The organism is Bradyrhizobium sp. 4 (genome assembly GCF_023100905.1).
GTDB lineage: Bacteria > Pseudomonadota > Alphaproteobacteria > Rhizobiales > Xanthobacteraceae > Bradyrhizobium.
Genome location: NZ_CP064686.1, coordinates 1259890 through 1281341, shown reverse-complemented (window position 1 = coordinate 1281341; position 21452 = coordinate 1259890). Strand labels below are relative to the sequence as shown.

General features: G+C 58.9%; 10 protein-coding genes and 10 pseudogenes. 8 read left to right on the top strand and 12 right to left on the bottom strand.

The window, feature by feature from the left end; all coding sequences use genetic code 11:
* Nucleotides 1-144: 144 nt before the first annotated feature.
* Complete coding sequence (locus IVB45_RS05920; protein WP_247363235.1) at nucleotides 145-375, bottom strand: hypothetical protein; 231 nt, start codon at nucleotides 373-375, stop codon at nucleotides 145-147.
* Between IVB45_RS05920 and IVB45_RS05915 the strand changes: the two are divergent.
* Nucleotides 268-757 (top strand): annotated as a pseudogene (locus IVB45_RS05915) (IS66 family transposase zinc-finger binding domain-containing protein); the annotation flags it as partial. The gene IVB45_RS05920 and the pseudogene IVB45_RS05915 sit on opposite strands and share 108 nt — an antisense overlap.
* Here IVB45_RS05915 and IVB45_RS05910 read toward each other — a convergent pair.
* Nucleotides 757-909: pseudogene (locus IVB45_RS05910) on the bottom strand (IS481 family transposase); the annotation flags it as partial. The pseudogenes IVB45_RS05915 and IVB45_RS05910 sit on opposite strands and share 1 nt — an antisense overlap.
* Nucleotides 910-1083: 174 nt before the next feature.
* Between IVB45_RS05910 and IVB45_RS05905 the strand changes: the two are divergent.
* Nucleotides 1084-2103, top strand: a pseudogene (locus IVB45_RS05905) (IS66 family transposase); the annotation flags it as partial.
* 98 nt (nucleotides 2104-2201) lie between these two features.
* Here IVB45_RS05905 and IVB45_RS05900 read toward each other — a convergent pair.
* The 6 genes from IVB45_RS05900 to IVB45_RS05875 form a co-directional block, all read right to left on the bottom strand.
* Nucleotides 2202-4643: a CoA transferase gene (locus tag IVB45_RS05900; protein WP_247363229.1), complete on the bottom strand. Its 2442-nt coding sequence runs from the start codon at nucleotides 4641-4643 to the stop codon at nucleotides 2202-2204.
* Between the two features lie 324 nt (nucleotides 4644-4967).
* Nucleotides 4968-5744, bottom strand: coding sequence for an SDR family NAD(P)-dependent oxidoreductase (locus tag IVB45_RS05895; protein WP_256469471.1), 777 nt, complete (start codon nucleotides 5742-5744; stop codon nucleotides 4968-4970).
* A 237-nt stretch (nucleotides 5745-5981) separates the two neighbouring features.
* Nucleotides 5982-7259 carry an aminotransferase class I/II-fold pyridoxal phosphate-dependent enzyme gene (locus IVB45_RS05890; protein ID WP_247363227.1) on the bottom strand — a complete coding sequence of 426 codons (1278 nt, stop codon included), beginning with the start codon at nucleotides 7257-7259 and terminating at the stop codon, nucleotides 5982-5984.
* A gap of 359 nt (nucleotides 7260-7618) precedes the next feature.
* Nucleotides 7619-8053, bottom strand: a complete 435-nt coding sequence (locus IVB45_RS05885) for a hypothetical protein (protein WP_247363226.1) — start codon at nucleotides 8051-8053, stop codon at nucleotides 7619-7621.
* A gap of 757 nt (nucleotides 8054-8810) precedes the next feature.
* Nucleotides 8811-10553 carry a hydantoinase B/oxoprolinase family protein gene (locus tag IVB45_RS05880; protein WP_247363225.1) on the bottom strand — a complete coding sequence of 581 codons (1743 nt, stop codon included), beginning with the start codon at nucleotides 10551-10553 and terminating at the stop codon, nucleotides 8811-8813.
* Between the two features lie 4 nt (nucleotides 10554-10557).
* Nucleotides 10558-12669, bottom strand: coding sequence for a hydantoinase/oxoprolinase family protein (locus IVB45_RS05875; protein WP_249800429.1), 2112 nt, complete (start codon nucleotides 12667-12669; stop codon nucleotides 10558-10560).
* A 1535-nt stretch (nucleotides 12670-14204) separates the two neighbouring features.
* Here IVB45_RS05875 and IVB45_RS05870 point away from each other — a divergent pair.
* A pseudogene (locus IVB45_RS05870) lies at nucleotides 14205-14386 on the top strand (transposase); the annotation flags it as partial.
* A 483-nt stretch (nucleotides 14387-14869) separates the two neighbouring features.
* Nucleotides 14870-16522 carry a class I adenylate-forming enzyme family protein gene (locus IVB45_RS05865; protein ID WP_247363221.1) on the top strand — a complete coding sequence of 551 codons (1653 nt, stop codon included), beginning with the start codon at nucleotides 14870-14872 and terminating at the stop codon, nucleotides 16520-16522.
* Nucleotides 16523-16576: 54 nt separating this feature from the next.
* Here the strand turns inward: IVB45_RS05865 and IVB45_RS05860 are convergent.
* Nucleotides 16577-16771: pseudogene (locus tag IVB45_RS05860) on the bottom strand (IS481 family transposase); the annotation flags it as partial.
* Complete coding sequence (locus IVB45_RS05855) at nucleotides 16726-17037, bottom strand: hypothetical protein (protein ID WP_247363219.1); 312 nt, start codon at nucleotides 17035-17037, stop codon at nucleotides 16726-16728. The pseudogene IVB45_RS05860 and the gene IVB45_RS05855, both read right to left, overlap by 46 nt.
* Here IVB45_RS05855 and IVB45_RS05850 point away from each other — a divergent pair.
* Nucleotides 16988-17281, top strand: a pseudogene (locus IVB45_RS05850) (transposase); the annotation flags it as partial. The gene IVB45_RS05855 and the pseudogene IVB45_RS05850 sit on opposite strands and share 50 nt — an antisense overlap.
* A gap of 48 nt (nucleotides 17282-17329) precedes the next feature.
* Here IVB45_RS05850 and IVB45_RS05845 read toward each other — a convergent pair.
* Nucleotides 17330-18007, bottom strand: a pseudogene (locus IVB45_RS05845) (IS110 family transposase); the annotation flags it as partial.
* On the opposite strand from IVB45_RS05845, the pseudogene IVB45_RS05840 reads away from it, so the two are divergent.
* Together IVB45_RS05840 and IVB45_RS05835 are read left to right on the top strand one after the other, a co-directional pair.
* Nucleotides 17996-18307: pseudogene (locus tag IVB45_RS05840) on the top strand (transposase); the annotation flags it as partial. The pseudogenes IVB45_RS05845 and IVB45_RS05840 overlap by 12 nt on opposite strands.
* Nucleotides 18308-18353: 46 nt before the next feature.
* Nucleotides 18354-18496, top strand: a pseudogene (locus tag IVB45_RS05835) (IS3 family transposase); the annotation flags it as partial.
* Nucleotides 18497-19004: 508 nt separating this feature from the next.
* On the opposite strand, the gene IVB45_RS05830 reads toward IVB45_RS05835, so the two are convergent.
* Entirely contained in the window at nucleotides 19005-19634 is a 630-nt protein-coding gene (locus IVB45_RS05830; protein ID WP_247356412.1) for a transposase, read from the bottom strand.
* 257 nt (nucleotides 19635-19891) lie between these two features.
* Here IVB45_RS05830 and IVB45_RS05825 point away from each other — a divergent pair.
* Nucleotides 19892-20753: pseudogene (locus tag IVB45_RS05825) on the top strand (IS3 family transposase); the annotation flags it as partial.
* Nucleotides 20754-21452 lie beyond the last annotated feature (699 nt).

Here is a 21452-nt window from a genome sequence, read left to right as displayed (position 1 = left end):
GAAGTGGGAATACCGCGGCCTGGCTGGCCAACTTCCTGATCACTCGAAATGAGCGGCCGTACAAAGCATGGTGGGGCTCTCGAACTTCGACCACCTCCGGAAATGATTCGTCAGACTCACTATTGGGGACATTCCTCAATCCGCTCACCGGAAGGGCTCGACTGGCGTCGGGTCCATGAGGCACGCGAACGGCAACCGCGAGCCAGCCCGGACAATTGTTGGCAGCGCTGCGGCGAAGTGAATCAGGTCGGTCGAGATCGTCGTAAAATGCAGCCGAATATGATCTGCCGCTTTGGCGCGTTGAAGGCGATGCTGCTTGCCGAGCGGCACGAGAGCGAGCGGCTGCGTCAGATCATCAAGGAGCTGCAGCGACACCGATTTAGCCGTCGGGCGGAGACGCTGCCCGAGGACCGGATGCTGCTGGGCCTGGAAGACGTCGAACAGCCTCCGGCGGGGGCAGCGAAGACGAGAGTGCCTCTGAGGGGCGTATAGCGCGGCCTCGCAAGCGCCGCGGCAATGCGTCGCCAGCGCATTTGCTGCGCATCGAGGTCGTGGTCGGCATCGGCGACAAGATCTGCCCTGTTGCCGGGGCGAGTCGCACCGGATCGGGGAGCACAAGAGCGAGCGGCTGGACATGGTGCCGGCGCAGTTCCAGGTCCTTGTCACCTGCATACCCAAATACGCCTGCCGATCATGCGAGGATCGGCGTCCTGCAAGCGCAGGCCCAGCCCGGCTGATCGAGGGCGGATTACCGACTTAAGCGTGCACCATGGTCAAACCGAGCCTGCTGGTCGGAGTTTCAGATTTTATCCCGCCGTGGGGCCGGTGCCAATTGTATTGGTGCAGCGAAATCGGCAACTCCTGAGCGCGGCGATCTGACGTTGGACAGGCTTTGGCGTACGCCCATTCGCAGTCTCGCTCAGCCCGCCCTCGACCACGCTTCGCACATCGCCTTTCGACCTTAGGCATCAAAGGCGCATTCTTGTGACTTTAATCTGGTCTCTCCTTGGAACACTGAAGCTTCGCAACCTCAGCTTCCTCGGTTCAGACCAGATGGACAACCTCCTGAAAGACCACACCTAGGCCACAGTCGCCCAGCTTCTGGTGTCCAAATATGTAGATCATCTGCCGCTCTACCGGCGGGCCCAGATCTACGCGCGCCAGGGCATCGAGCTGGATTGCTCCACGCCGGCGGACTGGGTTGTTCATGCCGGTGGCATTTGCGGCCGCTGCACGAACGCCTGCTCTTCAAGCTCAGGCAGAGATCAAAACTGTTCGCCGACGAGACCACGGTGCCGGTGCTCGATCCCGGCCTCGGGTGCACCAAGACCGGCCAGCTCTGGGCCTATGCCGCCGACGACCGGCCATGGGGCGGCGCCGACCCGCCCAGCGTCTCCTATGTCTATGCCACCGAACCAAGGCCGAGCGGCCGATCGCCCATCTCGCGGGGTTCAAGGGGATTTTGCAGGTCGTCGGCTATACCGGTTACCCGAAGCTCGCCGAGCGAGGTGACGTCGAGCTTGCTGTGCTGGGCGCATACGCGGGCAACTTCTATGACCTGGCAACGCGAGGCCCTGCGCCGATCGCCAGTGAGGCGCTCAAGCGCATCGCCGAGTTCCACGCCATTGAGAAAAACATCCGCGGTCGCAGCGCCGAGGAGCGCCGTCTCATCCGACGGCAGAAAAGCCGGCCACTCGCCAAGACATTTGAGCAGGGGCTGCACGCCAAGCTCGCTTTGATCAGCCAGAAGGGCAAGCTACCCGATGCCGTTCGCTATGCGCTCACGCGCTGGAGGGGACTGACGCGCTTCATTGATGATGGTTGCATCGAAATCGATAACATTGCGAGCGATCAATCCGCCCGATCAAGCTCAACTGAAAAATGCTCTATTCGCCGGCTCCGGTGGTGCCGAGCATTGGGCCGTCATCGCCTCATTGATCGAAACCCGCAAGCTGAACGACGCCGACCCGCTCAATTATCACCGACGTCCTCACCAGGATCGTCAATGGCCATCCAAACAGCCAGATCGATCAGCTCCTGCCTTGCTTATCGTCGTCAAGAACTCAAAGCCGTGGCTTGAGGACGACGCCTACTTTGTGCTGAGCCGTGCCGCTACCGACGCAAACGTTACGCCATCAGCAAATCCCCAAGCTCGAGGGGCACGTCCTGAACCTAGCTAGATCTTCAACTTAACGACACAGCTATGCTTTTTCTAGCTCCACGTCGGAGAGCATTGCCGTACCGATGATGCCCTGCCGCACCAGCAACGCGATCTCGGCGTCGGAGAGGCCGAGGAGTCCTGAAAGGATCTCTCCGTTGTGCTGTCCCAGCGTCGGTGCGGCTGTGCGGATCGCATAAGGCACAGCACCTTCGCGGATCGGCATAGAAGGCTGCGGATGCAAGCCGATGAAGGCGCGGTCGACCTCCTGCAGAAATGCGCGCGACGTTAAATGCCGATCGTTGAATAGGTCAATTGGCAGGCGGACCACGCCAGCGGCAATCTTTGCGGTTTGCAATTCAGACATAGCATCGTCGGCATCGCGGGTAAGAGTCCAAGCTGCGATCGCGGTCTCGATTGGATCCTCAAGCAAGCGGCGCGATTTTTCAGATTTCAACGATACGTTGACCGCCCAATCAGATCGACCAATAAGCAGCGCAAGCCTCTGCCACATGTCGGTGTCCGTTGCCGCGATCATGATCCAGTTGTCCTGGCCCGCGCACCGAAAGCAGCCATGCGGCACGAACTGCGGATGTCGATTACCGTACTTTTTGGGTACACCGCCGATCGATTGGAGGATGATCCATGGTGCCGCGAACGGCATCATGCATTCGATCTGCGCCAGATCAATGAATTGTCCCTGCCCTGTCTGGCGCGCATGAAGCAAGGCAACCAGAGCTGCAGCGCAGCCGTTCAACCCTCCGACAGGATCCCCAAAGGCAGTATGGCTCATCACGGGTGAACCATCGGGGCTTCCGATCACCCTCGGCAAGCCCGAGCCCTGCTCGAGAGTCGAGCCGTAGGCTCGACAAGTGCGATAAGCGCTGATCGCACCAAAGGCTGACATCGACATCATGACGAGCCTAGGGTTGAGCGCTTTGAGCACGTCGTAACCAAGCCCGAGCTTCGGCAGTACATCGACCGTATAATTGCTAACGACGATATCGGCGCCAGCCACAAGCCGTTTGGCAAGCGCCACGCCTTGCGGCCGCGTCAGGTCGAGTGTGATACCGCGCTTGTTGCGGTTCATAACGCAGAATCGCAGCGTCTTTTCGTACATCTGGCAGTTGACATAGGTCGGCCTTCGATCAACTCCGCGCCACCAATCCGGATACTGGATGGCCTCGATCTTGATGACGTCCGCACCGAGATCAGCCAGCGTACGTGTACAGAGGGGCCCCGCCCAACCCATCGAGAAATCGATAACACGAACTCCCTCCAACGGCTGGGCGACGGAACCGAACGATGCTGACGCGTTGCCGCTCATGCGCCGTCTGGTACTCAGGGAAGCCTGCTGGTAGCCGGGAGCTGGGACTCTCCCACCCCGGCGCGGCGGCGTCAATGTCAGACGCTGCATCGAGCCTGGCGCCAGGGCCTTTTCTTCGCCAATCAAGACAGGCACGATCGCGCCGCGTGCGCTCTTCTCCGCGTCGACGAGCAGATCGGAGATCGTGGGGACCAGCACGATCGGTATTTTGCGCTTGAGTCCCTCCGCAAACCACTCCTGAGCCGTCTGCGTCTTCAGCCTCGGCATGAACTCTCGCTCGATCTGCTCCGCGCGTAGCAGACGATCTTCGCCAAGGAGCAAAGCCGGATCATCACGCATTTCCGACAGACCTAGCATGTCGCAGAATGCGCGCCATTGTGCCGGCGTCACCGTTGTGACCCCTAGCAGCCCTTCTTTGGTTTCGTAAATGCCCAACGGAAAGCCAGGCCAGAAGCGATTAATGCCAATCCTGCGCATCACGTCACCGCGCGCAAACGCCTCGAACATAAGATAGTCAGTAAGAGTGAGGCAGGATTCAAAAATACTGAGCGACCACGACCGCCCTGCTCCGCACTGCATTCGCGCGACTGCCGAGGAAGCCGCGGCGATGAAGCCCCACAGGCCCGCGAGGATACCCGTTTGGAAGTCGGGTGCGTGGAATGGCGGGCCCTCGACCGGTCCAACCAGCTTGACGAGCCCAGCGAGCGCACGGACGGTTGAATCGGTTGCCGCGCATTCTGCATAAGGCCCCTCTCGGCCAAACCAGCTCGTTTCGACATAGATCAACCTGCAACGTCGCTGGCGGATCCCGGCAATATCAACCGACGGGCAATCCGCAGGGTCGACATGACGGCCATCGATCAGAATGTCGCAATCCTCGATCAATGCCGTCAGTCGTGTGATTGCATCTGGTTCGGCGGCATCGATGATAATACTTGATTTGTTAAAGTTTAGGAACGCGAACCACGCGCTCTGGCCGTTTGGCGTAAATGGCGCGCTGCGACGAAGTGGATCACCTGCTGTCGGCTCGATCTTCTGAACATCGGCACCAAAGTCTGCAAACAACCGGGCGCAATAGCTGGTTGCGGCCGAGCTACCGATCTCGATCACCCGCAGATGCGATAACACCTCAAACGAAGCCTTTATTCTCTCGGCCATTCCAATCCTTCCAAGAACTATTACTACGCCATGCAAGACGGCCACCACGTGGGCGACACGGCTTATCACGTGATAGATGTTGGCCTGTCAGTGACGGCGGGCGCGCTCCTATGACGATTGACAAAACCAGGCATCTCCCCTCGCAAGGACCACATCCAAATCGAGCCGCGCCGCGTGCCGCAAATGGGGGCGAACTGCTGCACTGCGACACACGTAGCTCGTGCGTAATCGACTCATTAGCTGCCCCGACCCCGCTTCAATCGCTCTCCTCTCATATTCAAGCGCCACGCCAGCTTTTCCCGCAAACACGCGATCAGGGGCGACCTAGGCTGCAAACTCGCCCCCCGTGATGTCGATGGTTGCGCCCGTGATAAAGCCCGCCAGCGGTGAGGCGAGAAAAGCTGCGACGTGTGCCACCTCTTCAGGCGTTCCCAAGCGGCCGACTGGAATCCGGTTCAGGGCGGTACGGTTGACCGTGGCGTCGGATGGCCCAGTCAGATCGCTAAGAATTCGCCCAGGTGAAATGCAATTGACCGTAATGCCGTGTGGAGCGAGGTCTCGCGCCGCAGCGCGCGTTAATCCGATGAGTCCTGCCTTCGACGCGGCATAATGCGGCCCCGCAATCAACGGCATTGTGCGTCCCGCAAGCGATCCGACATTGATGATGCGTCCATAGCCGTTCGCAATCATGGTTGGCGCAAGGAGCCGCGTAAGAATAAACGGCCCACTGAGATTGACATCAACGACCCGCACCCATTCCTCAAGCGATGTCTGCGACAGCCAAGGTGACTCCGGATCCATCCGCTTCGGGGACATTCCCGCATTGTTGACCAAAATCGCAACGTCACCCCAGCGTGCTCCAATCCGACCGATGAAGCCCGCCAACTCATCTTGTCGGGTTACGTCGATCCCGTCGCCATAGACCCGCTCCTTGGAGCAACGAAGAGTATCAAGCGCTTGCTCGACATGCTTGGCTGTTCTAGCTACAAAAGCGACATAATATCCGTCGGCCAAAAACCGGCGTACTATTGCGAGTCCAATCCCACGCGCTCCGCCGGTTACGAGGGCAACGCACGGATTGCTTCGGACATTAGGCTCCATCAATTCTGGCATAATCGTCAAACAGTCATCATCGCACAACCCTGCCAGGTTAGCGAGCGCGGCACGACGCGTCTCCAGAGAATTGTCGTTGCATCTTCGGTTAACGAAAGCATTCTCAAGGTGTTAACCAAACAAAATGAAACGCTCGTTTCAAGATGCACTCTCTCCAGCATTGCCTCAAACGTTTCCTACTCGTATTCGCCCTCACACCAGCACCAGGAACTCGTCCACTGGCAATCACGTAAGGTCAAAAGATCGGCCGTATGTGCCGCCCGCTTTTTCCAAAATGCAGTCGCAGAGCCGGTCTATGTCGCTGAATTCATGATCGGCCGTAATGCACACCCGAATCCCAGCCCTACCTCGCGCGACGGTCGGGAAGAATGTTACTAGCGTGTAGAAACCAGCATCGAGAAGCTCTCGTGCAATAGCAATCGCCCTAGCCTCCGATCCCGTTGCGATCATCCTGATCGGAAATGAATTTCCTTGCTCGGCGGTAGCCACGCGACGATCAAAGGCTTCAATCCGTCTCGCCAACCGCATCTGCCGTTCGCCAAGTTCTGCCGAACGGTGAACCTTGCACGAGCCAAGCGCCGCGCCGACGGCAGCGAGATTGGGTGGAACCGAAAACGCGTAGGGAATGGAGTACCGCCGAAACAGATCTTCATGATCAGCCGTTCCGAGCATCAGCATTCCACCAGATGCGCCGAATCCCTTTGCGAGCGAAGCTGCTATGATCGTGCGGTCGCCTAGTAGTTGCGGGAACTGAGAACGAGCAAATCCTTCGCCTTGGTGCCCGAATAGCGATATCCCGTGAGCATCGTCGATGTAGAGGAAGAGCCCATAACGTTCCTGGAGCTGACGCAGTTCGTTCACAGGAGCATTCCCGCCCATGGAATAGACGCCATCGCAGACATAGGCGACCACCGGATGGTCACGGCACAACCGTTCAAGAGAGTCAAGGTCGTTGTGCGCAATCGTTTCCAGCCGCGCTTCATCAGCGACCGCCGGCTTGTGATAAGCAAGCGAGATGTGCGCAATCCTATCGAACACAACGAGCGGCTTTTGTCCGCCCGTTAGTTGGCCGGATGCAAGGAGGGGCATTGCACCCAGGTTGGCGAGCATAACCGTGGAAAAGGCGATCACGCGTGCACGGAACATCTCCGACAGCGTTGCTTCAAGCTCCGCCAGATGATCAAAATTGAGGCGCGTGCGTGCGCAGGACCAGTGCAACGATCGATGCGCCTCGATCGCATCGATCGCACCAGCGATGACCATCGGATGATTGTCGAGGCCAAGATAGGAGCATCGCACGAAATCGATTATGCGGGCTCGATTCTCAACTGGACCCGCGCCCAAAGCGAAGCTACGTCCGCTCGTGGAACGCCCGTAGACACCCATGAGACCAGCCGCGTAAGCGGCATCGAAATACGGCCTGCTCTCGTCGATGACATAGGCAGTGTTGCGAAAGTGCTGGGTCGGGCGACCATCATCGGGTAGAGCGGTCCCTTGCTGCATTTCATTCTCCATCGTGGTCTGCCGAGAGCACGGACCGAACCATTCCGATTGGTCAAGCCACCTCGTCCAAGCAAACTACTACTGGTTAGGTCGACCGGGCAGCTATCAAATCACGTAGGATAAGAGCGTCGCGTAGCGCCGTCCGCTACGAGGAGCACGAAGTGACGTCCTATGTTGGACGCGTTAAAGCCGGTACCAAGGGTCCAAACATCCATGAACGGCCCGAGCACTTGAAAACACTAGCATCAGCTCAAGCTACATGCCGCCAGGAAAGTGAGAATCAGAAGTCTGCGACTGCGTTTCGGTACCCTTTGAGAACGTCGACACGCGCGGCGGTCTCGCAGGTATTTTTGCGATCATCACACTGTGATCCCCTCGCCCGCTATCTCGACCCAGGGTCTATTGGGATTCATCTGGAATTTATCACGGCCGCGGCTAGATTGATCACAGGCGAAGCTCTGGTCGGTCTTGTCGGCGCGCATGCGATGCGCTTGAATTGCTTGAGCTTGCCTAAGAAGTTCTCGATGAGATGCCGCCATTTGTACATCTCCTTGTCGATGGCGAGAGGCTTTGCTCGACGCGGATGCTGGGAGATGATGGCCTTGGGCGCCGCGCGCGTCGAGTTCGGCGGTGATGGCGTTGCTGTCGCACGCATCGTCGGCGATCAGCGCGTCGAAGGCCAATTCCTCGATGAGTGGCTGCACGCCCACCGTGTCGAAGCGCTGTCCGGGCAGCAGCACGAAGCGCACGAGATTGCCTAGCGCATCAGTGAGCGCCAGGATTTTGGTGGTCATGCCGCGCTTCGAGCGGCCGATTGCCTGGCTTTGCGTCCCCCTTTTGCGCCTGTCCGTAGCGATGGACTTGACGATGCGGCGTCGACCATGGCGTATTCCATGTCGGGATCCACGGAGACGGCGTTGAACAGCCGCTTCCAGATATCCACCTTTACCCGGTCGCGGAAGCGCGTTAAGACACTGTTCCAGTGACCGAGCGAGGGCGGCTTCGGCCAGTCCACAGCACGGCCTCGACGAATAGTCGGTTATCCTTGCCGCGGCGGCCGGAGTCACCCGGCTTGCCAAGACAAAGCGGCTCCATCTTCGCCTCTGGACCTCAGTCAAAACGAAACGGTCCATCCCAAGCTCGAATCACGACCGAGCCCGGATGAAAATCCTGAATCCCAATAAACCCTAGTTTTACGTGTCGCAGAGGTCTTTCCGCCCGCGGCGTTGTGCGTCAAACACTGAGAACATCACACGTCTGTAAGGTCTCCAGGTCATTGACCTCGCAACGACCCTAGACCGGATCTCTGCGCTAATCCCACATGTCAACATCTGATCATGAGAACGACAGATGCTACAGCCAGAACATCAGCATGGCCAAATATCACCTGTTATGTCCATGGCCCGCACAGCGTGCCAGACCTAAAGCACGAACCGAACGAGACGACCGCCACAATCGCAAGTTGATATGTGCCGTTCAATATCTGTGACCAAGACGGACCTTTGCGGAAAGAGTAAATTCGCCTTGACGCTATGTCCGCAAGCTCTCGCGCTATGCGCCACTTTTCGCTTTATAGCGTGAGCGCAATACGTCCGTCTGGTTGAAGTCGACATGAAGGAGATCGGCAGTGAGAACCACGCCATAGACATCTCGCGCCCTGCCGGGACTCACAATCTCGCCGCGAACATCACGAAGAACAGTCTCTGGGTCGCGTTGCCTTGGATCGCCGAATCCTCCGCCGCCTGGAGAGGAAATGATGATGCGAAGCGGCGGTAGGTTGCGAACCCCATATTGCGGGATATCGAAGCTTACGCCATGCGCTGAGGCGAGCGTTATTGAACCCGATTGACCCGCCGAGCCACCATTGACTCCGAAGGCGGTGAGTCCATGCGCTCCTTCACCCCGAAACGAATATTCGGCGGTCACTTCAATGTCCGCGACATAATCAATACCGGGACCGCCGCGAAATTCGCCGGCGCCTTCGCCGTCACAGCGCATCTCATGTTTTTGAATAGTTATGGGATAGAGCTGTTCGTAAGCCTCGACGTTTGCCAAACGCGATCCGCATAGCGTTGGCAGTATTCCCATTATGGGAAAGCCATCCCGGCCGCGAACAGCTCCCGCCGAAGGTAACCCATGCCCATGATAAAGCACGAAAGCTTCTCCGGTAGAGGCGCGGCCAGACGTCACACAATGCAGCAGCTTTCCCCAGCCAGCGCATGCTCGCTTTGGATCACATGCTGCCAGTGCCTTCCAACACGCATGAATGATATTGGTTGCGGGAAATATCGTATTCATCGTCATCGGTGCGGGCGACCGAGCGTTGACGAGGGTTCCTTCCGGCGCATGCACTGTGATCGGACGGAAAGTGCCCCGGTTTTTAGGCAGGTGCGGAGCCAGAAACGCGACTAACGCGAGATAGACACTGGAGTAGGTATTGGCGATCGAGGAATTCTTGTAGCCCATGATCTGGGGCGAAGTTCCGGTAAAATCGACGTGAAGACCGCCTTTGGATACCACAATGCGAACTCGAACTCGAATATCGGCGCGCCCAAAACAGTCGTTGTCGCTCTCGTCATCCCCTTCATAGACCCCGCAACGCAGGTTAGCAATTTCGTCGAGAATGAGCCGCTCGGCATAGTCGAGAATACCTTCAAGGAAATCGCGCGCGGTCCCCTGCGGTAACAACGACAACACGTCGCCTGCGCGCCTAGCACCAATTTCTGTCGATCCGATCATTGCTCGCAAATCGCCATCCTGGAGATCAGGACAGCGGGAATTCAAGAGAAGTAGGCGCCAGAGATCTCGGCGTAGCTCACCGGCATCGATCAGCTTCAGCACCGGCAGCCGAATGCCCTCATGAAAGATTTCGGTTGCAGCAGAATTGTAAGTACCAGCAGCACCTCCTCCGATATCAGATTGATGGGCTCTATTGCAGCAAAACGCAACGAGCTCACCCCGAACAAACACGGGTCGGATGATCGTATAATCAGGCAAGTGATTGCCGCCGGCTTCGTAGGGATCATTTAGAATGAAGACGTCGCCTTCCGTGAAATCGTGTCCGACACTCTCGAGCACGGCCCTGACCGCAAAAGCGCCACCGCCGGTGTGAATAGGTAATCCGTCAGCCTGCGAAACGACGTCGCCATTAGCACCGCAAATGAAGCAGGAGAAGTCATGCGACTGGCTGAATATCGGGCTCCGAGCCGTGCGCATCATTGCCCATCCCATCTGTCGCGCGATGTGATCAAGCTGCTTTTGAACAATTGAAAGGCCAATGGGATCGTCTATCATCGCGCTACTCCGCGGCCTTGGCTATATGGATCAGAAAATTGTCGCTGCAATCGATCTCAAGCCGATCGCCGGATCCGATCAGGATGGTAGTATTCCTCTCCTCGACCAAAGCGGGCCCGCTCACCTTCTGCCCCGGGTGCATATCATCGGCGTTATAGACCGGCATCATTCGGAAGCCGGACGCGGAGTCGAGATAGACGGAGCGCAGTTCGTACGGCACAGGAGCGATCTGGGTCAGGGGTAAGTCAGGACGCCGTACCGGGGGCAGCCGAACGATTCCAACGAGCCGCAAGTGAACGATCTCGATCTGCCCGTCGGGCTGATAGTGCCCGAATTGCCTCTGGTGCCGAGCTTCGAAATCGGCGCGAACCGACCGCACACAACAGCTGTCAGCCGGGACTTGCAACAACCATTGTTGTCCGACATATCGCATGTCAAAGCTTCGCTCGAATCTCATATTCAACGGCGAAAAGCCGCTGGTGGCGAGGCGCGTCTTGGCCGTAGAGATTAACCGTGAGAATTCTCGCTCAAGGGCGTCGGTCGATTCGCGGCCGAGTAGCTTCAGCCAAGTTTCCAGAAAAACCTCGCGCACGTCGGTGCTGCACATGCCGAACGCACAAAATACCCCCGCAAGGCGTGGTACATATACCACGGGACAGCCAAGCGCACGTGCGACGGAGACCGCATGTAGACCTCCCGCCCCTCCACCTGCAACGAGCGTAAAGCGTCTAGGATCATGTCCACACTCGACGCTGACTCGCTCAATCGCGTGCTGCAGATTTTGTTCCAGCAGACGAATAATACCAGCTGCAGCAGGGATGGCGTCCAGTCCAAGCGGGGCTGCTATTCTGGCTTCGATCGCTGCACGCGCCAACCCTGGATCGAGCGTGATCAGCCCGTCGACGAAGGAGCCAGCACGCATCCTACCAAGCACCAGATGTGCATCAGTAATGGTCGGGTCTTCGCCTCCTAAACCATAGCAGGCCGGCCCTGGTCGGGCGCCAGCGCCATGCGGACCGACACTCAACAGTCCGCCGGCGTCGACCCTCGCAATGGTCCCACCTCCCCCGCTGATGGAGTGGATATTAACCGATGGTAACGTCAGGTGATAGTCGCCGATGGAGAGCGAATCAACCATTGAGATCTCGCCCCCATTCATCAGGGTGACGTCGCAGCTCGTACCGCCGATCTCCATCAACAGCAGATTATCACGGCGGGCCATCTCCGCTACCGTGCGAAGCGCGCTAGCGCCCGCAGCTGGTCCGGATAACGCCAGCATAACGGCGCGGCGACCAAGCTGTTCGAGGCTCGCCGCCCCGCCATTGCTTTGAATCAACAGGAGCGGATAAGGCAGTCCATGCGCGCGTAGATCTCGCTCAAGCTGCAGCAGATAGGGCACGACACGCGGCGAGAGATATGCGTTGAGCACGGTGGTTGAGGTACGCTCATATTCCCCGAGCACTGGCGCAATGTCTGCGGAAACAGATAACCACACCTCTGGCCAACTTTTGCGAATCAGTTCGGCGCATATCCGTTCGTGGCTGTCATTGCGATAGCTGTTAAGCAGGCAAATTGCAATGGAAGTCACGCCCTCGCGGCGGAACGTATCGAGTGCCCGTGCTATACTCTCGGGGTCAGGTGTACGTATGGGAGAACCGCTCTTGTCCATCCGCTCCCGCACCGGGAGTCGCAGATGACGTGGAACTAGCGGTTCAGGGAACGGAGTGCGGTGGTCCCACGGATCCTCACGGAAGCCGCGCCGGATCTCGAGCGCGTCGCGAAAGCCCTCGGTTGTGAGGAGTCCAACGACGGCTCCCGTTCGCTCAAGAACAGTATTGGTCGCAATCGTCGTGCCGTGTACGAACACACGACAATGGCCGAGGAGGGTTTGAATGGAGATCCCCAAACCATTTGCCGCGAGACCGACTGCGGCCAACACTCCTAGCGTCGGATTCATGAGGTTGGTCGGCGCTTTAAAGGTGAAGAACGTACCGCCGCCGTCGGCCAAGACCAGATCGGTGAAGGTGCCTCCCACATCTACTCCAATCCGCCAAGGAGCAACTGCGATAGCGCTTTGGTTACAGTCGGTCTCAACGTTGACTGAGGCGCAATTCATTGCACATTCTCCAAAGGCCATGCGGGCAGATTGGCGTCAATGAGTCGGCTAGGATGCCCTAGAGCGCCGCAGACGCTCTCGACAACGTTGAACCCGACTCGTAAGTCGGCTCGCATGGCCAATGCCCAATTATATATTGTACGGATCACGTGAAATCGCGACTGACCAAATCTTGGCCATCGCTCAAAACGATCGCGCTGCTTAGCCAAATCTCGGCTGAAGCAAGAATTCGGTACAGAGCCGACATTTCCGCCAACAAAGGTGATCTGCCCCTCTAGCAGCCCCGTTATCACGTGCAGCATGATAGAGTTACCACTTCCCGGCTCGCCGACCATTCCGAGTTGCGCACCGGGATTAGCCGTAACGCTCATATCCGGAGCCGTGCGATTTGTAACAGTCGTTTCATTCCCTCGGTCCTGGGGCAGCCAACGCGACAGCTGGGTGATCCAGCCGCCTGAGTGGTCGACTAGCTTATTAAGTTGCCGGAGTTCGAGAAGAGCCGAATCAGCAACGCTACCCGCCGAACCAACCGTGTCTTGATTTGACAAGCCCCCCGCTCGTCTAGACGCGGCAGATCGATCAACGCTCGCGCGGCCCCGAGTTGGCCCGGCGGGGCAGTCGCAACGAGCGATCGCGCAATACGCGACCATTCCAATACCTCTGCGGTTGACCCGGTCTCGACCATCTTGCCGCCGCACATGAGAGCGGTGCGCCGCAGCAAACCCATCTTCTGAGCGAGAAACCAGGACAGCTTTCCGGCGGCGAGCACCAATGCGATCTGACGCGCTTCCCTGAGATTCTATGGTCATTTGAGCCCGAGACCACCAGCAGCCATGGCATAGGCGAGATTTGATTTTTCGGAATGGCGGTCCAGTACGAATAGAACGCCGTTGCGTTTCGATGGTGAGTATGGCGAGATCCAACGCGCTGTGTTTGCCGAGAATGGGGGAGCTCCAGCCGCTTGGGGCAGCCCGCCTCCAAATGCGAGGTGTTACGGTCTGCGGTCTGCTTGGCAGTGAAGATAAGATCAAGCAGCTATATTTGCTCCCGGCCCTCGCCGGCTTATATCTCGGCGTCCGCGTGTCGGCGGCTTCGAGGGCGCGATAGGCGAACAACGTCAGCGCCCTGCGCACGGAGCCCACCACATCTGGAAATCCCAGTCGCACAGCTCCGGTACCGCTTGCCAGCGCGAACAGATCGCAACAGTTGATAATGGTCGGCTCCGAGCGCGTGATGACGTTTATCATAGGATGGGAATCTGAGCGCGAGTAGAGGATCAGGTTGATTCTGATGACGCAGTGCATGCAGTTCTCCAAAAACCAGAACCCAGGCTGAGGACAGCAAGTGTCGTACCAAATTACGGCGTGCGCAAAAAATCAATCTAAGGACAATGGCTTGAGAACGTTTGAGATCCTTTCGCGCTGAGCGCGACGAAGCAATTGCGACATAGGTCGGAACTGCGACAGCACCGTTTGCGCTAGCCCCGGCCTGTTACGGTCAGGAGGATTCCCGAGTCGGCGGAAATTAATTCAAGACTGCAAATTCGAGATCGGCCGTTGATTCGACTCGAGCGACGCGCAATGGGAACGGATCGGCCCGGACCTATCGGGGAAAAGCCGCTGGCAGCAGTGGGTGTGACAACCGCACTTTTTGCGAAGCGGTTCTTTGGATTGGACGCATGTGCTCGCCGTGGCGGACTCTACCGGAAGCGTTTGGGAGTGGTTCACCGTATGTACGCTTCCGGCGCGGGCGCAACGCTCTGCGATGATCCCGATTTCGAATACATCCCCCTCGACGGGGACACTCGTCCTGCAGCACGGCCATCGATAACAACTGGCTGCATGGCAACCTCAACGACCGCGGCGCTGCAGCACCATTGGGCTGATCCAGAAACGTGGGACCCATTTTCTCGCCGCATGTTTAGATACGAGGAGCGAGCGACGCCAGCGCTGCCAAACCGGCTTGAATTTACGATCACGCCCGATACGCCCGAATTCTTAATATAGGTGTAAACAAGGATTGCCAATCTCTCTTTATCGATGTATTGCCTCTTCTATCGAATACCGACTTCGGCCCTCGCGTTCGCCACGAAATGATGGGGCCAGCGTATTTTCCATGCCGGAGGGCAAATTCCGAAGAGGTCCTGGAAAAACGTTGCGCCTACCCAGTTGTGTTAGTCTGGACTTCAAGGTTCCGCACGATGACCAATACAAAACTGACGCGAATTGAGTTACAGAACCGCGTAGCAAAGGCGCTGGGCAAGATCGAAGCGTTGGAACATGCGTATGAAACCATAACCATCGGAGAGCTAGTTTCGAGACGAGCCCGAACACACGGCTCAACGATGGCCATCAACGTTTTCGATCGCGGAGAGCGGGCGACCTACGCGGAGATGGACTGCTGCTCCAACAATTACGCGAACGCGCTACGCGCATTCGGAGTGCGAAAAGGCGATCGCGTCCTTGTGATGCTGCCCAACCGCATCGAATTCCCTATCCTGTGGTTCGCGTTTGCAAAGCTGGGCGCCGTGATGGTGCCGACCAGCATGCACCACACACCGGTCGAGCTCGAATACGTTCTTACCCATACCCAGGCGCGATTCACCGTGCTCGACGAATCCGTTTGGCCGATGTTCTCGGCTATGGAGCCTTGGTCGCAAGAATTCCTCAAAGAGCAAGTCCTTCTTGTCGGAGAATCGGCGGACGCTCAAATTGCGACCATCGATGAGCTCTTAAAGGGCGTGGATGACTCGCCGGTTGACGAGGATGTTTGCGCCGACGACCTGCTAACCATTAACTACACCTCCGGGACGACGGGATTTCCGAAAGGCTGCATGTTGACGCACGACCGATGGGGGATCGGCTCGTACCAGGCGGCCTCATTGGACTATGAGCCGTACAAGAGATATCTCTCTGCAGGACCCTTCTTCTATAGCGAACCGCAAGCGCATCTTCTGAAGTCATATCGGCAAGGCGGTACCCTGTACCTGGCTCCCGAACTCAGCGCGTCGCGTTTCATCGATTGGCTCAAGCAGCATCGCATCGATTGGTGTTCGTTCCCCGAAGTGGTAGCGCGCCAGGCTGAGAGCGACGACATCGAGGGGTCGACGTCTCTGAAGCAAACTCTGATTTGGGGCTGGAGTCCAGATTCCGTCCGCCGATTCCGCGAGCGGTTTCGAGTGCGCACTCAAGATGCTTTTGGAATGACGGAAATCGGCCGGGGCACACAAATGCCGAACGAGCTTGACGTAATGGCCGACTCTGGTTCGGTGGGGCTTCGTGCCCCGTTTCGTCATTTGCGGCTGTTCAATGACGACGGCAGCCCCACGCCGGTCGATGAGGTTGGCGAGTTGTGGGTGAGGGGACGTGGAATTTTCAAGGGCTATTGGAACAATCCGCAAGCCAATGCCGCTGCCTTCGAGGGTGAATGGTTCAAGACGGGTGACCTGTTGCGCCGCGACGAACTCGGCTTTTATTGGTTGGTTGGACGTAAGAAGGACGTGATTCGTCGATCTGGCGAGAACATAGCTGCGCGCGAGGTGGAGGCCATCATCTGCGAGCTTCCCGAGATCGCGGATGTGGCCGCGGTGCCCGTTGGTGATGCCAAGCGAGGAGAGGAAGTTAAGATCTACGTGGAACTTAAGGAGGGCGTCACGCCAGCCGATTTGCCGGTGGAATGCATTCTCGAACATGCTATTGCGCGCCTTGCAGCATTCAAGGTGCCGCGATACATCGCCTTCATTCCTTCCCTTCCAAGAGCTGACACCAAGGCTCGGGTGCTCAAACGTGAACTGACGGCGATCAGCGATCCGGTTTCCGGCTGCTACGACTCTGAGAAGAAGCGCTGGCGGTGAAGTCGTAGGATGCGGATTTGCAGATCCTCTCAGGCTCTTGAGGTGTTGAGGCGCGGCATAGGCCCACTCGCGCAGGCTGGTAGCGCTCGGCCTTGCCCTTGGTCCTCGGCGTGTATGGCTTGGTGCCGATGTGCTTGAGAGCGAGGCGCTTGCAGGCTTTACCGGAAGGCAAAAGATTTGTAGCAGCGAGCCGTTGTCGGTCATCAGCCGTTCGGCCTTGATGCCCAAGTTCGCGTGATAGGCGAGAGCGGCTCTGAGGAAGGCAACGGCGCAGCCCTGTCGCTCGCATACGCCTCTGCCGCCAACTGAACAGCGGGCGCCAGCAGGCCCGAGCCGAACGTGAAGGCAAGGACATAGATTTTGCTGGCCAGCGCTGCCGCGGCGACCGCCTCCACACCGATGTGCCCGATGAAACCAAGTTCAGTTGTCATCATCACGATCTGACCAATCTGGGCCAGCGCCATCGTCGCCAAGGTGCTCAACGCCAGCTGGCAGCGCTGCCGCGTCCACTTCATGCGCAACGCACTGGCGCATGCCGGTAAGAGCGGCCGGCGTGTCGTCTCCGCCTTCATCGCCACCGCGTTTGCCCAGGACGATGCCGAGGCCGCGCGAACGCAGTGGCGCAAGGTCTCCGATCAACTCCGTCCCAAGCTGCCCAAGCTTGCCGGATTCCTCGACGACGCCGAGACCGACGTGCTCGCCTACACGACGTTCCCGCCGCAGCACCGGACCAAGCTGCACTCCACGGATGAGATGGACAAGCGATTTTTTTCATGACCGAGATGACGATTGCAGAAATCGCGTACGTCCCTTCGTCAACAAATGCCAGCAAAGCACGGTGAGCTTCCGGGCCACGGCCACCGCGGCGATCTGATGGCCGCGCCGGGCGCGGATGCGCACGAAAAACGCATGCAGCGGACCGGGCGCCTTGGCCGCTGCCCAGGCCGCCTCGACCAGCATGGCGCGCGCGTGACTGCGGCCGATCTTGCTGATGCGGCCGTGATGGGCGGCGCCCAGTCCGGACTGCCGTACCCGCGGGTTCAGCCCAAAATAGCTCACCAGCTTCTGCGGGCTGTTGAACCGGCTGATGTCGCCGATCGCCGCCATGATGCCGGCAGCGACCGCCAAGTTGACGCCGGTGATCGTCATCAATCTGTTGACCGCGGAATCGTCGATGGCGTCCTGCGCGATCTCGCGGTCGAGCAGGGCCAGATCTTCCGCCAGCCGGTCAAGCTCGCGGACGTGCCGATCGATCGCCGCGCGCTCATCGTCCGGCAACGGTTGGGCGGCCAACCACGCCCGGCCGCGGCCGTTGAAAAGATCGGCATGCGGGCACTTCGGGATCAGGTGCGCGTGCAGGATCGAATGCACCTCGTTCTTGAGCCGCGTGCGATGGCGCACGACCTGGTAGCGCCGCGCCACCAGCCGACGCTTGCGTTCCGTCTCCGCGTCAGGCGTCCAGATCTGCGGCAGGTACCCAGCCGCCCGGCCCTTTTGAAGCTCGCGCCGCCCATGTCTTCCCTCATTGGGGACAAAGGCTACGATGGCGACGGCTTTCGCGCCGAAATCGTCAATCGCGGCGCGAAACCCGTCATTCCAAACAAATCCAACCGGGTAACCCTCCACAGCTTCAGCAAGCGCCTCTATAAAGGGCGCAATGTTATCGAGCGCTGTTTCTGCCGGCTCAAGGATTTCAGGCGTGTTGCTACTCGCTACGACAAACTTGCCAGAAACTTCTTGGCCGCCGTCCACCTCGCCGCTCTCGTCGCTTATTGGATCAATTGAGTCTGAACCCTAACTCTGAACTCAGGGTGTCGGCTTCGCGCTTACCAATCAGGTGACGGCCTGGAAAGCTCAGCTTAATCGCGGGGCTTCTGACGTGTTCGGCGCGCGGGGAGCTCCGCGACGGTTGCGCCCGCGGTCGATGTGAAGTCACTACATGCCAAGATAGGGGAGCTGAGGCTGGAGAACGATTCCTAATAAACGGCACCAGCTCCCGCTTCCAAGGGCTGCAGAACAAAGCCGAATGCCTTGGCACGGTCGGGCCGCAGCTCTTCTGCGCCTTGCTGCCGTAACCGTCGGACGCACCGACACCGCGCTCGGCGCCTATAGAAGACTATCGCCCTCATCGGCAAGGCTAAGGCAGTCACCGCGATAGCCCGCAAGATCGCAGTCCTGTTCTACAACTCGTTCGCCACGGAATGGACTAGGTCGTCCCGGGGACTCGTGCTACGAGACATGCTATCGTACGCGCCGGATCGGCGCGCTCGTGAAGAAAGCATTTTGCCTCCGGAGGCCTTGTTGCTCGGCCCCACGTCGGTGCAAATTGTTGATCGCCCGAGACCAGGGGCGCTGATTCATGATCATGCCCCCTATGGATAATGAGTTCCTTCAACACAGCTTCGATTCGGACGTCGCTGGCAGATGCCTTTTCGTGATACGCGTCGCAAAGGGCGAGTGCCTGATCGAGCGCAAACAGATGCTACGCGCGGTAGATTCCGGTGAGCGCCTTCGGGATTGTCTCGGCGCTGGAGTGGCAGCTGTAGTGGCGCAAGTACGCCAGCGCCTCCGGATCGCGCTCGCTGGGAATGATCGCGCGGATGATACGCAGGCCGGTCGCATCGGTGATTTCGGGGACGAGTGGTGCCAGCTGAAGATTCATCTCCGTCAAGGCCTTCTGCATATGCTGGATAATGAGGCCGCGTACTCCAGCAGACGCTCGCGGTGACGCACGTAGGCTCGCAGCTCGGCAATGTGCCCTTTGGGCCGAAAGCTGGCGCGTAGCAAACCCGAATGAATGGAGCCGCTGAGCCATTGCGCATCGCTGACATCGGTCTTGCGCCCCGGCACGTGCTTGGCATCGCGCGTCGACCAGAAACACGGTAAATCCCCGGGCGTCGAGAAACTCGAAAACCGGAATCCAGTAGACGCTGGTCGATTCTATGACGACGGTCTCGACGCCGCATTCAGTAAACCAGTCGACCAGCCGATGCAGATCGGCCGTGAAGCTACCGAAGCTGCGGACTGGCTCCGGTGCGCAATCTGCCCTCACGGCAGTGTGCATAGTCGCTCCGACGTCGATGGCAGCCGCGTTCGGATGCACCATCGGCATCTTACTATCGTTCGTCGAGTTCGATCTTTGGGGGTGATCTCCAATCCTCCTGCTGACCGCGGCGGAAGGGCTGGGCTGCGCTATTCCTAAACGGGATCGCTGCATGGCGTCACCACTCTCAAGTACGCGACAACCCATGGACCAGGCTTTTTAATTGGGCACGTGCCACCAAAATCGTATCGGCCGCTCCCTTCCGGTCGGCAATCTGGCGCCGGTCCGTTTCTATCCCACGGGGCACCGCCGCGCCGCGCCTGGTTTTTAGAAGGAGTGCTAACCAAGGCGGGATTGCTGAGCGCAAAGCGATGATCGATCGCGAGCATGCTCTGTCGATCACCAGGCAGGCGGAAGTTCTGCAGATCAGGCGCGGCAGCGTCTATTGCCTGCCGCGCCCGCTAACGGCCGCCGATCTGGCGGCCATGCAGCGTCTTGATGGCTGCATCTGGAGTATCCTTTCGCCGGTTCGCGAAGTTGCGAGGCCTGCTGGCTGCCGAGGGTGCAAGATCGGCCGCCGGCATGTGAAGACGCTCATGCCACGGACGGGGATAGAGGCGCTCTATGCCCGGCCGCGCGTCACCAGGCCCGAGCCCGGCCACAAGATCTATCCGTATCTGCTGCGCGGCATGGATAGGTCGCGGCCGAACCAAGTCTGGGCGATGGACATCACGTACATCCCCATGGCGCGTGGGTTCGTCTATCTCGCCGTGGTGCTGGACTGGGCAACACGCCGGGTTCTGTCGTGGCGGCTGTCGATCACCATCGAAGCAGCATTCTACCTCGAGACCCTGGAAGATGCTCTGGCTCGTCACCGCAGGCCCGACATCTTCAACATCGATCAGGGCTCGCAATTCACCGGTGCGGCCTTCACCCGCCGTGCTCGCCGGCAACGACATCGCCATCAGGATGGATGGCAAGGGCGCCTGGCGCGACAACGTGGTTCGTCCAGCGGTTCTGGCGCAGCGTCAAAAACGAGGAGGTATATCTAGAGCCCCGGCAGCGAGGCGCGCGATTCAATTGGCCGATATCTCGAGTTCTACAATCGCCGCGCCCCATTCGAGCCCTGACGGCAGCACACCGAATCAAGCCTACTTCACCCCACTACCAATCCGCTTGGCAGCCTAGCCCCGGCAGAGGCTTCACTTATCAACACGGAGATTCTGTTCAGACAACCGGGACCAGCTCTGAAGAACCCTGATCGCCGCCGCCCACACTTGCTTAGCCAGAAGCGACTAGACGCTGTCGGCGTCAAGCCGACCGCCGTGCAGATGGGGAGTAGCGCGTTTGCGCCGTGGTGCGCCGGTTCCATGGGCTGTGCCCGGGCCTGTGCGTGCGCGGATAGCGGCGTGCATTCTTCCTTTGAGCTTTCCGACGTCTCGCACATGCGCGCCAGCTGGGGCACGGCGCTGTTGACCGGCGCTGGGAGGCTAACCACGAGTGGAGTAGTAACCTTGCCGCGCTTCGTGGACCGTTACCTCACACACGGCCATGCGCCTCTACGGTTCGCATCTTGGAGGTGCTCACAGCGATTCAGCGCGTCTTGGCGATACCAAGTGAGCGTCATAACAAAGCGCCATGTGCATTTCCTGACGCGTTCCGAGATCGAGGCGATTGTCAAGTCAGACGGCGGAGAGCCGAAATCGGCATTTCGGATGCAAGGGAAAGAGCCGCAACTCGCCGAGCTTGGCCGGCAGCATGGCATGGCGTAATCCCGCCGGCCTATTGCGACGGCTCGATCCCAACCATCAAGAGAGTTCCCAATCTGGGCGGCGAGCAGATAGGTCGGCAGGTTTGCGCTGCAAACTATCCTGATGAGAGGCAACG